The following is a 15,165-nucleotide window of genomic DNA, read 5'->3' on the forward strand; positions in this document are numbered from 1 at the left end:
CTTCAGTATGTCGATCCTTCAGGCAGACTAACTGAGGTCGATCCCCGGTATCGCAAAGCCGGCAGGAGCACTTCCTAGTGCCCACGCAAAAAGAAATAGCTTAAGGACTATAGACTCAGAGGACCGGAGGCGATAGCAATCTCAGGCAAAGTTTCACGAGGTGTATAGCGGCCGCGGACGCAAAAGTTCCAGTTCGCTGTCGAGCCGCTCGCATAGATGCCATTGATTAGGCCTGGGATTGCAGTAGGTTTTTAAAATCCTCCTCCGGCATAGGTTTCCCATATAACCAACCCTGTGCGCTGTGGCAGCCGTGGAGCTGGAGGAATGCTTGCTGAGAGGAATTTTCAACGCCCTCAGCTACCAATGCCAAGCGAAGGCTGTGGGCGATGGAAATGACTGCCTTGACCAGTTCGGCGCTGTTGCGATTGTATTCAATCTCGTGAATGAATGATCGGTCTATCTTCAAGGTTTCGATGGGAAAACGACTCAGATAGCCAAGCGCTGAATAACCGGTACCAAAATCGTCGATGGCAATGGAAACGCCCATGGCATTCAATTGTTCGAGGGTTTCATGCACGGCGCTACTATTTTCCAATAGCAAGCCCTCGGTGATTTCCAGCTCCAACCAGCTTGGCTTACAGCCAGCATCCTGCAGAATGGCGCGGATAGAGTCGAGTAGATTGTTCATCTGGAACTGCCGAGGCGACAGATTGACGGCCATTTTCAGTGGTGGATAGCGATCGCCACGGTTCCAATTGGAAACAACGCGACAGGCTTGATCCAGAACCCACTCACCAATGCCTACGATCAACCCGGTTTCCTCGGCGATAGGAATGAACTTGTCTGGGGGTACCTGTCCATGTTGAGGATGGTTCCAGCGTAATAGCGCTTCGGCGCCGATAAGTCGTCCACTCGCCAAGTCGATCTGAGGCTGATAGTGCAGCGTCAACTCGCCATTATGCTGAGCATGACGCAAGCTGGCTGCCAGGGCTAGGCGCTCTGTGATCTGCTCGGTCAGCCGCGACGTATAGAGTTGTACATTATTCCGCCCGCGTGCCTTCGCGTGATACATAGCCGAATCGGCGTACTGCAAGAGTTCACCGATGCTGCCGGCATCTTGGGGGCTACGGGCAATACCAAGACTGCCAGAAACGAAGACTTCCCGGCCCCGGATCCGATAGATCCCGGCAATGGACCGCACGACTCGCCCGCCCAGATTGTCTAACTCAATTACGTCAGCGAACTGGGGGAAAATCAAGGCGAACTCATCTCCTCCGAGGCGCGCCACAGTATCGATGTCGCGCACTGAACATCGTAGGCGCTGGGCTACTTCCCGCAACAACTCATTGCCAGCCCCATGCCCCAAGGTATCGTTTACCACCTTGAAGTTGTCGAGATCGAGAATCGCCACGGCGACCTCGCCACCACTACGCCTAGCTTGGAGCAGCGCTCGCCGCAGACGCTCCTTGAACAGTTCGAGGTTAGGTAGTTCGGTCAGCACATCGTAATAGGCCAGAGTGTGCAGCCGCTTCTGATAAGTTTTCAGCTCAGTGATGTCCTGGGCAGTGCCTAGCATTTGCAGGGGTGCGCCATCGGCAGTGTATTCAATGCTCATATGGGAGTGCATATGCAGCAACTGCTCGCCTACCGCTATGCAGTATTCCAGCGCCAAGGATGTACTGCGTTCAGAGAATGCTTGGTGGAAACGATCGAGGACCTGTCTACGCTCCTTGATCGTGAGCATGGCGAGAACCTCCTTTTGGGTCGGGGACCAATTGCGAGGTTTGTCGATCATACGACAGAGTTCCCCCGACAGCCGCAAGGTGCCCAATCGAAAATCCAGCTGCCAATGGCCGAGACGGGCCAGGGTCTCGGCCTGTTCGAGACGACGTTCGGTTGCCTTGAGAGTGGAAATGTCCCGGGCGATGCTGAGCACGCTGACGACTTGGCCGTGCTGGTCGAACTCGGGCACTGCCTGGATATGCTGAACAATCTGCTCGCCATTTGCCCTAGTCCAAGTAGCCTCCACAGAAGCGGGCTGGGCGCTCTGTAAGATGTTCAGAATGCCTTCGTGATGGCGGGTTACGGCTTCTATCGGCAGCGGACTTCTATAGGTGATGGGGGTCCCGATGGCCTCGCTGGTCGACATGCCATATAACTGCTCGTAGACAGGGTTGATATAGACACGTAGGCCTTCTTTGTTATAGCGAACGATGACGTCCGGCGAGTTTTCCGCCAGGGTGCGGAATTCCTGTTCTCTGCTCCGCAGTTCTTGCTCGGTGTGGCGCAAATGGGTGATGTCGTGGCCCACGACCAGCACACTGACTACCTCGCCATTGGCCACTCGCTCCGGGACGATCCGGATATGACTGGTAACAAGACTATTGTCCGCACCACACCAAGTCAGTTCGTGTTCCTCGGGCTGACCGCTGCGCAGCACCTTCAGCAGTTTTGCTTCATAGAGGAGTATCTCCGGCGTTTTGGTAGCGTGGCTGGGTTTCTTGCCAAGTAAGTCTTCCGCAGAGACTCCGGTCATGCGCACGAAAGCGGGATTTGCATAGGTACGCAGGAGATCCCGATCGTACCGAGCGATGGTGTCAGGGGAATGCTCCGCCAGAGTGCGGAATGCAAACTGGTCATTCATCAGTCGTTGCTCATGTAGCTTGATCGCGGTGTTGTCGCGCAGGATGTGCAGGAAGCACACAACGCACTCAGCCTCATTACGCAAAGGGATCAGACGGTGCAGGAAGTAACTGCGGCCCATGACCAGATCGAATTCGTGCTCAGCGTTGAGCGGCGCGCCGGTGGCGATACATAGGTGGCTATCAGAGACTATTTGGCGCGCCATGGCCTCAGGCAGCCATTCATCCAAGTATCGCTCGAGCACTTCAGCTCTGTTCTGACCGAGCAGCGATTCAAATGCCCGATTAATTTCAAGAACGCGTAAGCGGTTGTCTTCGTCGAATTCGTAAAAACCCAGGCAGTCCGTATTATTCTCGAATGTCTCACGATACAGCCGAAAGTAGGTCGCCATGCGCTCGGTGAGCGGAGTACCTTCGAGCGAGCTGAAGAGAGGTAGCTTTTCGTTCATGTCGCCAACTTATTTTTACCGTGAAGAATTCGTCGCACTTTTTGGCGCCGCCTTGAAGAGAAGTGTCGAGCAGCGCGCCAGGGTTTGGCTGTGCATGTTGGGGTTAGGTGACTGACACGCACAATGCCTTCAGATCGCGCTGACCAAAATGGCAACGCATCAAGGCACACTGCGTGCCCGTTAGAAGATGAAATGTTTGACCATGACATTCAGTTCCCCAGCCAAACTCGAGAGTTCGCGGCTGGAGACATGGATCTGATTGGCTCCACTGGCAGCCTGTACAGAAACATTGCGCATGTTGATCAGGTTACTGTCAACCTCGCGGGCGACCTGTGATTGCTGCTCGGTGGCGCTGGCGATGCTCAGATTGCCCTCGGTGATCTGCTTAGTGGCTGCGGTGATTACATTCAACGCGATACCTGCCTCACGGGCAACCGCCAAAGCTTTCTGAGTTTGCTCATTACTGTTTTGCATGGCTCCGAGCGCCTCTTGGCTACCCTTCTGCACAGAGACGATGATTCTTTCAATTTGCTTGGTCGACTCTTGGGACCTTCGAGCCAAGGCTCGCACCTCATCCGCTACGACTGCAAAACCACGACCATTTTCACCAGCCCTGGCCGCCTCGATCGTGGCATTCAAGGCGAGAAGATTAGTCTGTTCGGCAATACCGTTGATTACATCCAGCACAGAGCCGATATCGTTCACCTCACTTGCCAAAGATTGCAAAGCGTGGGCTGTGTATTCGATATTACCGGCTAGGGATTCGATGGCACCTACGGTATGGTCGACTTGCTGTTGGCCTTGGCGGGAACGTTGATCTACAGATTGGGATGCCAGAGATGCCGAGGCTGCATTGCGTGCCACCTCCTCTATCGCCGTGGTGAGTTCGGTGACCGCAGTGGCAGCTTGATCAAGCTCACCGTTTTGTAATTGCAGTCCATGGATGGCACTCTCGGTAACCGTATTCAACTCCCCGGCGGTGGTCGCCAGACGCTCAGCGGAATTGACGATCTGCCTGACGGTGCCGCGCAGCCCTTCTTGCGTACGCTGTAGTGCTTGCAGTAAGCGGGCAGGTTCGTCCATGCCAAGAATATCGATCGATTGGCTCAGATCGCCCGCAGTAATACTTTCGGTCGCTTTCAAGGCGATGGTGAGTTGCTTGAGCAATCGGAGTATCACCAACGTTGCCAGTGTCGCACCAGCCAGTACGAACACCAGAAGGGATGCAGACATCACGATAAATGCCTTTCGCGCATTGTCGCGCCTCGTCGCCAGTGCCTCAGCCAGAGCGCTCAGAGCTGGTTGTTCGAACGCAAACAGAGCGTCAACGGTTTGAGTATAGGCCGCTATATAGTCAGCCACCGGATAGCTCAATTCGCTGGCTGATATTAAATGTGTGTCCGTCAGATCGAGCGCCCGCTTGATCTGTGTACGCAGCACTGCCAGCGGATCGCGTAATAGAGCATCAAACTGCGGGCTGGCAGCGTTAACCTTGGTGTAGGCACGGTCCAACTTGTCCAAACTGCTCAGGGTTTGAGTAGTCAAGCTACCAAGAACGGCATGTTGCTCGGGCTCGACGCTTCCCCGCGCCAAATACAGTGCTCCAGCGGAGTTCAATTGTCCGAGCAACTCGCTGGTTCGCTGCAACTCAACCAGGGTGCCAGTGATTAGGTAATAGGTTTCAAAGACCGGGTCCAGCGATAACTCGAAGTGATCGAGCAACGAGTCTTCGATTTGAAGATAAGCGGTAATTAATTGAGTATGTAGCGTCAGGCTTTGGGAGCCCTCGACTGCGGCCTTCGAGACTTGGTCTACCAAGTCATGCCATTGGTGCTGCACCTGCTCCCAGGAATCCAGGATACTCGACGGAACCTGAGACTCGCGCAACATACGCTCGGTTTGCTCGAACTCACGCTCCACCTCTGCCTGCTTGCTTTGCCTTGCCCCATTTAAGGCTCGGGCGCTACCCAGCACGGCGGATGAGAGGACGCTATGCTGTTGCGTCAGTTCAACGAGTTTAAGCAATTGCTGTACAGGTCGCACACCGCGAGACTCTTGCTCGGCCTGGCGATTCTCGCTCAAGGCACCCAGCACGTAGAAAGAGGTCGGCGTCGCAATAAGCGCCAGACAGAGAATAGCCAGCAGCAAAAACTTCCCAGGCAAAGATAGACGTTCTAGCATTCTCATATATGGACTCCATTCATAGCCAAGGAATCTGATACTACAAGCTCATCAGTTGTTGTAGCGGCAGCAATCTAATCTCTTAGCGGTAGCCTGCTCGTTCAAACATGCGAAGGCTTATATCGAGAGGCTTGCTTTACGATCGCTTGGGATGACGGACTCAGCAGAAACAAATCACTCGCCGAAAAACCTTGATCGATATCCAGCAATGTAAATGTCAGGTTGCCGACCGTAGCCCTACCGATGGTGAAGTTGTTGCGGACTTCGTTATCGGTGGCCTTGGGCGGCTCAATATTCATCGGAGCAATCTGCAGTACATCGCAAACTGCATCAACCACCACACCCAGCATTTGTCGGTGCCCATCTCTGACGACGTCTAGAATTACAATGCCAGTCCCGAGATTGACTTCGACAGGTGGACAACCGAAATGCATCCCCAAGTCGATTACGGGGACCAGAACATCTTGCAGCCTGATCGCTCGACGAAGCTTCGGCGGCACGCTCGATGTAGTGGAGAGTTGAGTCGCCTCGACAATACAGCGGATATTGAGGATATTTGCCGCGAACAACTCGTCGTCGATGACAAAAGAGAGATAGTGTTTATTGGATGTTGCTTGGTCAGCAGCCGATATCGGATTGATGATTTTCTCCAGGAGATATTCTCTTTTTTCGAGCAGGTCCGTAGTAAGCTCGGCGAGTCCATTTATCATTTCGGCAAATTCGAACATTTTTTCGTCATGAGTGTGCTCAGGCGCCGCTCCGACTACTGAACCTGACACCAGCGGATAAGGTTGGACATTCGTTTCTTCGCAACTAGCGATCGGCTTGTCGATGCACTCCGTCGCGATACCTGAGGGCAGCGTACGGACGCACGCATGGTAGTAAAAGGCTGCCGCCATACCCAATGTCAGAAGGAAAACAGCTGATGCCAAGTACTGAATGTACAACCCTCCAACGTCCAGCAGGCAAGCAGCACCTAGAGCAGCCTGCAACAGGAAAGCTATCGCTACTCCTGCTGGGGATAAATCGAGGGGAGCGGGTGTTACTTCCAATACGAACCCTCCATCCAATCACCGGACCATTAAACACATATCGACAGCCTTGCTTAAAAAGAAAGCAATGTGCCATTAGTCGCATATGATGCTGCTAATGCGTTATTGCAGACCATCGGGCTATGCTGACTTATAGGTAGGCCTTGGGTAGGAGCTAGATAGGGGATTCCCTAGTGGACGCAGAACCACATAAGGTAATGCCTTGATGGTTATTGGTTGACCGAACCGATGTCCATTTGCGGCGCGTGCAAATAAAAGCTGTTCTTGCCGTTGGCTTTGGCGTGGTACATCGCCATATCCGCATTGCGCACTAGGCTAACAGTGTCTGATGCGTGATCGGGGCACAGGCTGATGCCTAAGCTTGCTCCAATGTTTATTTGATGGTCTTCAATGTTAAAAGGAATGGACAACGCACCGACGATATTCGAGGCAACTCGGCTGACTTGGTCGACGCCGACACCACTCTCCAGAATCACCGCAAATTCATCACCACCGATTCGGCACACCACATCAATACTGCGTAACGTACCGCGCAGTCGCTTGGCGACGAGGGTCAGCAGTGTGTCCCCAGTCTCGTGGCCAAGGGTGTCATTGACGACCTTGAAGTCGTCCAGATCGATGAAAAGTACCGCACAGGACGTTCCGTAATGCATGGCCTCTGCCACCGCAGTCTCCAGTTTTTCCTTGAAGTAATGCCGGTTGTGCAGGCCGGTAACGAGGTCGTAGTAAGCCAACTTGTTGAGTTGCTGCTCAGCCAGCCGGCGCTGTTGCAGTTCGGCATTGGTCCGGGCGTCGTGCCATTCAAGCTGCGCCATCAAGTCATTGAAGCTTCGAGCGAGACGGCCGGCCTCGTCGCTTCCGTACAAGGTTGCCCGCAAGCTAAAGTCGCGCTTGGCGCGTACCTGCTCGGTCAGCTGTACCAGGCTCAGCAAAGGCTGCACGATGCTGGAGGCCATTCGGCGCGAGAATACCAGGGACAAGGATAGTGCCAGCGCAGCCGCGAGCACCCCGAACCCGGTCTGCAACGCCAGGCCGCTGTACAGGGACGCAAGACTCGCCTGCACCGCGACAGTGCCGATGTGCTGGCCGTGAAGCATCACCGGCTCACGCACGAGTAGAGCACTCCAACCGATCCCTTCGGTCTGTGCGTGCTCAATGCCTGCTTCCAAGGCTCCCCTCTGGTAGGTGGCCAGCTCTTGCCCACCAGGCAGCAGGAAGGCCGCCCAGGTGATGTCAGGGATATGCTTCAGGGACGCGAGCGTTTCTTGCGCCTCCTGGGCATCGCGGAACATGATCGCTGCGGCGCCGTTGCTGCCAATCACCATGGCATGGGCTCTCACACCTACTGCCAAAGCGTTACGTTGCACGATCAATTGGTAAGTCAGCAGTGCCACCAGCAGGACAGCCATCATCATGGCGGTCAGCAAAAAACCCGTTTGGGTGAGCTTCTCACGTAGCGACCGATCCTTGAAGGGCACGGTATACATAGGCTTAAGGCCTGTTAGCCACGTAACTGGCGAGTTTTAGCAAGCGGGAGCTGAAGTCGAGACTCACGCGCCGCGCAGCTGCCAGATTGACGTCGAAAACGATTCGTGTGCCCTGCCGGCGCATCTCTATCATAATGCCCTGATCGGCAAAGCCAGTTGCGTCCGTGATAGTAAGGACCGGCGTCCCGGCAAGCTGTTGCAGCACGGAGTCGAGAGACCGCCGGCTGTGCTCGTCGATGTAGAGTACCTGGCAGCCGGTTAGCGAGGCGCTGGACATGATCCGCCGTATGGCGATCGGCAGGCCGTTCTGAGCGCGCTTGCCCTCCAGGTGGGTGAGTTCTTCATCCAGGGACGTGCTGCCGAGCACGCAGAGTTGGAAGTCGGCGTCGGGCAAGGAAGGCCACTGGGCGAAAAGAGTGAAGTTATAGAGGTAGGCAACCTTCATCGCACGTTCGTCCACCGCTACGTCGGCTCGTACTAGTTGGCCAGGCAGGTACAAGATGACGAGAATGAACGCGTGGAGGAAGATGGTCTTCATTCGAACCTATATCCCAAACTCAACCACAGGCTACGCTCTCCACGCTCACTCTCGACGTCGAAGAGCGAAGCGTCCTTGTACTGACGGTCAAAGATATTGCGCACCGCGGCGCTGACACTCACACCCGGCAAGACTTCCTCGCTCGTCAGGGTAAGGTCGGCGATCGTGTAGCCGGCAGCGCTCGTTTCGGGCGCTATCAAGCGTCTACCTACGTAGCGAGCGGCAAGGCTCGCTCGCAGATGTTCTCCGAGCAAGGGCACGGAAACCTGCAACTTATTCAGCTGCTGCGGTGAATTGACCAGGTTGCGATCGAGATTGTCTTGTGACCGCTGCCAAGTTTGGCTGGCTCGTAGCTGAACACCTTGCCATTGCCATTGTGCTTCGAGCTCCGCCCCGAGAGTGTCAATCCACTCCAGTGTCGGGTCGGTGAAACGCTGAATGGGGTCTGAAATGCGGTAACGATAGAGGCTGCTCAGCACACAAAAATCACCACTATGATAGTCGGCGACAAATTCGGTGGTGGTGACACGCTCCGACTCGGTGGAGGGGAGTTCGTGAAGAGTCTCCTCGTTGCGGCTTGCGAAACGAGTGGCGGTACCATGGGACAGAGACAGCGTGGTGTCTGCCAGACCGGTATAGATCAGTGCGACCCGAGGGGCGCTCCGCACCACAGTGTCTCTGCTGTTGCGCCGATCAACACGCAGCCCGAGGTTCAGGCTAAAATCGTATGGAAGTGCAATCTCGTCCTGGGCATAGAGGCTAAACGTCTGGGCGGAACCCTGGCTGTACTTCTCTTCGTGTTCGTCGCGGCGTGGGAAGTATCGCCGTATCTGCTGGTCCTGCCGGTAGTCGTTGCGGTATTCGCTACCCAGCACCAAACGGTGGCCCGTGAAGGCTACGCTGCTGACACTCCCCTCAAGATCAAACCATTGCCCGTCAGCCCTTATGTCCTCGGTGAAAAGACGTCCATCGTCGATAGGCTCACGATATGCACTGCGGTATCGATAACTTCCGTGGGAAAGCCGGATAGAAGACCGAAAGCTGCCGTAGTCGGAATCGTTGCCGAGTTTCCAGAAGGAATTTGCGTCGGAAAAATTCCATCTGGCGCCGAGGGGGATAGTCAGCTCTTGCTGACTACGCTCTGCGAACGCGCCTTCCAAGCTCCATGTGCCTTGCGAGCCCTTGACAAACAATCGCTGGCTGTCCAAATCATCACGCAGGACGTCACCGTCGACTTGGATATCGGGAAGATCTGCCTGAGATGTCGAGGCCGAGACCAGCCATTCGGCACCATTTTCCAGCCGCTTGCCCCAACTGCCGCGTGCCGTGCGGTCCTGGTTCGAACCGGTCGTCACCGCCACTTGACCGCCATTCAGGTCACGGCCTCTGAGGGTCACAACGTTAATCACGCCCAGGAAGGCATTATTACCGTACAACGCGGCGCCCGGCCCTGGCGCGTACTCGACCCGCTCGATCAACGCGGTGTCGAGCAAACCATCCTCACCGAGGTAAATCTGGTTGAAAATGTTGTCGGCGACCGGTTGTCCGTCGATACGCAGCATGACGCGCCCGGCGTATTCGCCGGGTAGGCCGTAGCCACGCCCTCCGGGGAAATAATAAGCGCCGTCGAAACCGATGTTCAAGCCGCGCATATTGTTCAGAATCTCGGCCAGCGTCCGGTAACCGAAGCGACGTATCTCTTCCGCGGTGACCACCGAGACGGCGGATGGCGCGTCGATAAGTTGCTGGGAGAACTGCGACGCACCGACGACTTCGGTTTCGAGCAACTGTTCAAAGGGGACACCCGTCAAATCTTGGGCGGCTACCGCGCGAGACAACAACCAGAAACCCGACGCGCAGAGACATCGACAGATACTTCGCAGGGCATACCGTGTCGGCAGCGAGATGGCGTGGTGTAATGACATGTAGGAGGTATGACTCTCTCGGTCTTGCGCTAAAGTCACTGCGTTCGGACCGATCCAACTTCGAGAGGTCGATATCGGTCGACCTCGCATTCTTGTCCTGACGGGTAGATTTTTTTACTTCGAGGTCAGCCACCGAACAGCGACGACCTCGAAGGAAGATGATTCCAAATTGCCACCCATTGCAGTGCAAAACCATAAGGACAGACTGATAATGGAGTAAGGAAATCCGCCTTCATGTAGGGTGATGCCGACAACCCGCTCGATCAAAACACAGAATTGTTCGATCCTTGAATTGTGCCAGCTGTTGCGTCAAAGCCCCCGCCTGATCGGGTAGCTGAGCAGACTGCTCGACCAGAGTTCGGATAGCTAAATCATTTTGTTCGGAAATTCTGCTCACGCCCTGAATGACCACAGATATTTGCTCAACCGTCGCGGCTCGGCTCAGGGTCTGACGGACTACCTCGCTGATGCGCAACAGAATGTGCTGCACATGTTGGCGAATCTGATTACCCCCTGCGACCTAAGTCGTCTAGTGAGCTACGCCTTCTCTAACGGCACACCCCGCCTGCTGGACATTGCTCGCGGTGTTGTGCACATCCAATCCGATCACACCGATCATTTCTCCAATTTCTCCAATTTCTCCGGTCGAGCGACTTGTGCGCTCGGCCAGTTGTCGGACTTCATCCGCGACTACCGCGCCCCTCTGCCCTGCTCACCTGCTCGTTCGGCTTCAATCGCGGCATTCAGAGCCAGCAAGCTGGTCTGATCCGCAATACTGCGAATGACCGCAAAAATGGCTGCGATGTCCTGCGATCGCTTCTAAAGAGCCGCCACTTTCTCTGCCACCGCGTCTAAGCATTTACTTACCCCATGCAAAAACGAAATTCCGCTTTCGGAGTAGCGAAGACAGTTAGAAATGATGTCCTATCGAGCACGGCCATGCGCGCCTCGTAGTCTGGTTCCGATCACGTGCAGCGTTTTGGAGTTTGCATTTCACAGGAGAAGCTGTCGCAAATTATCTTGGGCAGGGAGGACCGGAAGGAATAAGGAGCGTATGAATTGAAGTTGTACCTGCAACTCACGCTCTGTGAGCGCGTCGATTTGCTGATTCAGCCTGAGGGTATCGAACGACTGGGCGGTCGGGGAAGCCAACATGAGTGGGTCATGGCATGATGGATCTCATGTTGTAATCCTTTGGCCAGCTCACCTTAGGTCGTATGCCAGCCGTTTACTTATCTGCTCCCTTTCCCGTGATACCAAGAGTACCCATCGGATTAGAACCGTTGTTGCGTCATCGCATAACGGACGATATCCGCAGTGCTGAGGAACCCCATCTTTTCCATCAACCGAGCCTTATGGGTGCTGACCGTCTTGTGGCTGATGATCAGCTCGGTCGCGATCCGCGAGACGCTCAAGCCCCGGGCGAGCAGCCGCATGACCTGCAGCTCCCGATCAGTGAGCACATCATGCGGGCTACAGGGTTCCACGCCCGTGGCAACGAAGGCCATTTTTTCTGCCAGGGCGGCGTCGATATAGCGCCCGCCGTCGGCTACTCGGCGAATGGCAGCGAGCAACGTCTCGGGATCCCGGTCCTTGGTGAGATAACCGGAGGCTCCCGACTTGAGTGCACGCTGCACGATCTGCACTTCATTGTGCATGCTCAGTACCAGAATCGGCAGTTGCGGATAATGGGCGCGTATTCGCGCAATCAGATCATCACCGCTAATGCCTGGCATACTCATGTCCAGCAGCAATAGATCGATACGCTCATGGCGTAGCTGTTCAAGCAGCAGTACGCCGTTCTCCGCTTCAGCCACGACGTGGAGATCGTCGGCCAACGCAAACAGCTGCTTCAAACCTTCACGCATGATGGCGTGATCGTCAGCAATCATTAATTGGATCATAGGGCCTCTGGATCTACTTGAAAGGGAATATTCACCTGCACGCACGCTCCTTGCCCGGGGGCACTGTCTACAGTCACCGTTCCACCGAGCATATGCCCGCGCTCGCGCATGCCGAGCATACCTAGCGTGCCCTTGGACAGTTGCTTCGGGTCGAAGCCCCTACCGTTGTCCCGCACTTCGATCAGGACGTGCTCGGCACTGCACTCCAGATGAATATCCACCCGACTCGCATGCGCATGGCGAGCGACATTGGTCAGGGACTCCTGAATCACTCGAAAAATCGCAGTAGCGCGCTCGTCGTCGAGTTCCAATCGAGCCGATGGTGCTCTCAGGCGGCAGGCAATGCCCGCATTGTGCGAAAACTCGGAAACCAGCCATTCGAGCGCCGAGATCAATCCCATGTTTAGTGCAGAGGGACGCAGGCTGGTGGCAACGTTGCGAACCACCTGGATCGTTTCGTCGATCCGCCCCATCAGCACCTGGACTCGCTCCACCAGCGCCGGTTGTTCACTGCCGAATTGCAGGCGCAACAGCGAAATGCCCATACGTAGAGCGGTCAGCTGCTGCCCAAGTTCGTCATGAATTTCCCGGGCAATGCGCTTGCGCTCTTCTTCCCGCGTGGTTTCGCGGTAGCTGGATAGCTGGCGAAGTTGCGCATGGGACTCCTTCAGTCGCTGCTCCGCCGCCCGCATGGCGCTGACATTGCGCCCGACCGCAAGAACACTGACAAGCGCCTCATGTTGATCACGCTCCGGTACCAGGCGAACCTGGTAGCTGGTAACTTTTGCGCCCTGTTTAGCCGGAACGTCCAGGGATATCTCCTCCTCGGTAACTTTGCAGGTACGAATGATGTATTCGAGCTTGTTTTGAAAGAATCGCGCCTGATCCAAATCAGGTGCCACTTCGCAAGTTTTTTTACCCAGCAGAAAGCTCAGCGGACAGCCGAACATGCGTTGCGCTGCGGGGTTGGCATACAAGATTCGGTTCTGCAGGTCGAAGCGAGCAATGACATCGGGAGTGTTTTCCACCAAGGCGCGGAACTCCTGCTCGCTGGTCAGCAAACGGTTTTCCATTTGTTTGCGTTCGGTGATATCACGGCTGATTCCGACGATACGGTAGATTTTTCCCTGTTCGTCGCGAACAGGAATGAACGTCGAGAGAACCGCGATGTTCCCCGCCGGCAACTCCAATTCATCTTCCCATTCGATACTTTCTCCACTCGCCAGGCAGCGTTCCAGAACAATCAGGACCTTGCGTGCTGTTTGCTCTGGGCTTGATTCGCCCACGTATTGGCCAATCAATTGCTCGCGACGAAACCCTGAAGACCGTTTGAACGCTTGGTTAACCTCGAGACATCGAAAGCGTTGATCTTCCGTCACTTCCAACAGATAGAGACAGTCCGACGAATTGTCAAAAATCTCCCGATAACGCCTCTCAGTGTCCCACTGCGCGGCTTGTAGTCGCTTGCGTTCACTGATATCACGGGCGAGCGCCAGGTTGTAACGCTGACCGTCAAGCTCGAAATGAGAAACGCTGATTTCGACCGGAAAAATGGCACCGGCCTTGGTCCGGTGGTAGCTCTCGATAATTTCGAGAGAACGCCCTGAAATCTTCGAAGCATCGAACCAAGACTCCCGCAGCCGCTCGTTACTCCAGTTAGGATCTATGTCGGCGACGGTCATGCACAGCAGCTCTTCTCTGCTGTATCCCAAACGTCGACAGGCTTGGTCGTTGACATAGTGGAAGCGGGCCTGTTCATCCAGCAAAAAGGCAGCCTCTTGCACATGACTGAGGGCAAAATCCATCAGAGAAACGCGCTCTTGGGCCTCGATAAGCCGGCTGAGGTCTTCGATCTGGATGACAAAATACAAAGGACTGTCGTCTTTGGCGCGTATCATGCTGGCGGTCAAGTGCACCCGCAGGTAGCGACCATCGCGGTGCTGGTAGCGTTTTTCAAGACGCACGTAGGGAACCTCGCCCATGATCAGGCGTTGGGCGTCAGCGTGCGCTCTGGACAGATCGTCCGGGTGAATCAGTGATTCGCTGGTGGTCTGCAGGAACTCGTCCTCACTGCGTCCGAGCATCTCACACAGATGAGGATTGACGCGCAACCAGCGGCCATCGAGGGCCAGCAGCGCCATGCCGATGGCTGTGGATTCAAAAGCAAGGCGGAACCGCTCTTCGCTTTCGAGCAGTGCCTGTTCGACGCCTTTGCGCTCGCTGATGTCGTGCAGGAAACCGAACCAGATAATCGAACCGTCCGCCTCCAGCGTCGGCTTGGCACGGCCCTCGAGCCATATATCACCCTTTTGTGGATGTCGCACCCGGTATTCACAGTGCCAGGGAGCCATGGAGCGTGCCGACTCGGCAATCGTTTCCTGGAGCCGGACCCCATCGTCAGGGTGAAGGCGTTCGAATAAAATACCGACGTCGCGCTCCAGTTCCTGCACTGTTACGCCATAATATTTTTCGTAGCCAGGCGAGATCCAAGGCATGGAATACGTGCCATCACTGCCCAGGCGCAAGGTACCGATGATGCCTGGAGCGGTCTCGGTGATCCGTTGCAGCCAGTGATCCTGCTCCAGAAATTCGTCCAGGCTCTTAGGGGCTTCAACCGGGACGATCTCGACCAGCAGAAATGCGCCCACAATCGCCAGCTTGCTACGACCACAAAGCAGAGTGCCATCCTTGTGTCGATAGGACAGTTCATCAGGCTGGTCAACGAGACGCCATGGCAAGACGTGACCCTTTACAGCGTTTGGGACCACACGATCGGCCGGATGAATCAGTTCGGCAAACGGAACGCCTGACAAATCCGCCGCAGAGTAGCCGAACTGCTCAATAAAAACGGTATTGACCTTCAATATCCGCCCAAGATCATCGAGTAGAACCAGGGCACAGGACACCAGTTCGAAAGTAGCCTCGAACAGTGGGGATTGCGCCATTCGTGCGTTCAACGCATCCACTTCCATAGAGAGCATCATCTT

General features: G+C 55.3%; 8 protein-coding genes and 1 pseudogene. All 9 read right to left on the bottom strand.

Features of this window, described 5'->3' with window-relative positions; all coding sequences use genetic code 11:
- Positions 1-226 precede the first annotated feature (226 nt).
- Positions 227-3,091 (bottom strand): EAL domain-containing protein, encoded by a 2,865-nt coding sequence (locus ACSFE6_RS01370; RefSeq protein ID WP_435425943.1) that lies wholly within the window; start codon positions 3,089-3,091, stop codon positions 227-229.
- Between the two features lie 180 nt (positions 3,092-3,271).
- Positions 3,272-5,278, bottom strand: a complete 2,007-nt coding sequence (locus ACSFE6_RS01375; RefSeq protein WP_435425944.1) for a methyl-accepting chemotaxis protein — start codon at positions 5,276-5,278, stop codon at positions 3,272-3,274.
- A 95-nt stretch (positions 5,279-5,373) separates the two neighbouring features.
- Positions 5,374-6,324 (bottom strand): chemotaxis protein CheW, encoded by a 951-nt coding sequence (locus ACSFE6_RS01380; protein ID WP_435425945.1) that lies wholly within the window; start codon positions 6,322-6,324, stop codon positions 5,374-5,376.
- Positions 6,325-6,533: 209 nt separating this feature from the next.
- Positions 6,534-7,811, bottom strand: coding sequence for a diguanylate cyclase domain-containing protein (locus ACSFE6_RS01385; RefSeq protein WP_435425946.1), 1,278 nt, complete (start codon positions 7,809-7,811; stop codon positions 6,534-6,536).
- 4 nt (positions 7,812-7,815) lie between these two features.
- Positions 7,816-8,349 carry a YfiR family protein gene (locus tag ACSFE6_RS01390; RefSeq protein WP_435425947.1) on the bottom strand — a complete coding sequence of 178 codons (534 nt, stop codon included), beginning with the start codon at positions 8,347-8,349 and terminating at the stop codon, positions 7,816-7,818.
- Positions 8,346-10,187, bottom strand: coding sequence for a TonB-dependent receptor plug domain-containing protein (locus ACSFE6_RS01395; RefSeq protein WP_435425948.1), 1,842 nt, complete (start codon positions 10,185-10,187; stop codon positions 8,346-8,348). Before ACSFE6_RS01395 ends, ACSFE6_RS01390 begins: the two co-directional genes overlap by 4 nt.
- Positions 10,188-10,908: 721 nt before the next feature.
- Positions 10,909-11,063 (bottom strand): annotated as a pseudogene (locus tag ACSFE6_RS01400) (methyl-accepting chemotaxis protein); the annotation flags it as partial.
- A gap of 485 nt (positions 11,064-11,548) precedes the next feature.
- The gene (locus tag ACSFE6_RS01405; RefSeq protein WP_435425949.1) at positions 11,549-12,178 is read right to left on the bottom strand and encodes a response regulator transcription factor; all 630 of its coding nucleotides are present in this window, start codon (positions 12,176-12,178) and stop codon (positions 11,549-11,551) included.
- On the bottom strand, positions 12,175-15,162 hold the full coding sequence (locus tag ACSFE6_RS01410) for a PAS domain S-box protein (protein ID WP_435425950.1): 2,988 nt from the start codon (positions 15,160-15,162) through the stop codon (positions 12,175-12,177). The genes ACSFE6_RS01405 and ACSFE6_RS01410 overlap by 4 nt, the downstream gene beginning before the upstream one ends.
- Between the last annotated feature and the right edge of the window lie 3 nt (positions 15,163-15,165).

The organism is Pseudomonas baetica (assembly GCF_051216495.1).
GTDB classification, from domain to species: domain Bacteria; phylum Pseudomonadota; class Gammaproteobacteria; order Pseudomonadales; family Pseudomonadaceae; genus Aquipseudomonas; species Aquipseudomonas baetica_B.

Bases quoted from the DNA above. Each gene is read 5' to 3' on its own strand.
- ACSFE6_RS01390 (WP_435425947.1), bottom strand. From the start codon at position 8,349: ATGAAGACCATCTTCCTCCACGCGTTCATTCTCGTCATCTTGTACCTG.
- ACSFE6_RS01370 (WP_435425943.1), bottom strand. From the start codon at position 3,091: ATGAACGAAAAGCTACCTCTCTTCAGCTCGCTCGAAGGTACTCCGCTC.
- ACSFE6_RS01405 (WP_435425949.1), bottom strand. From the start codon at position 12,178: ATGATCCAATTAATGATTGCTGACGATCACGCCATCATGCGTGAAGGT.
- ACSFE6_RS01385 (WP_435425946.1), bottom strand. From the start codon at position 7,811: ATGTATACCGTGCCCTTCAAGGATCGGTCGCTACGTGAGAAGCTCACC.
- ACSFE6_RS01375 (WP_435425944.1), bottom strand. From the start codon at position 5,278: ATGAGAATGCTAGAACGTCTATCTTTGCCTGGGAAGTTTTTGCTGCTG.
- ACSFE6_RS01410 (WP_435425950.1), bottom strand. From the start codon at position 15,162: ATGATGCTCTCTATGGAAGTGGATGCGTTGAACGCACGAATGGCGCAA.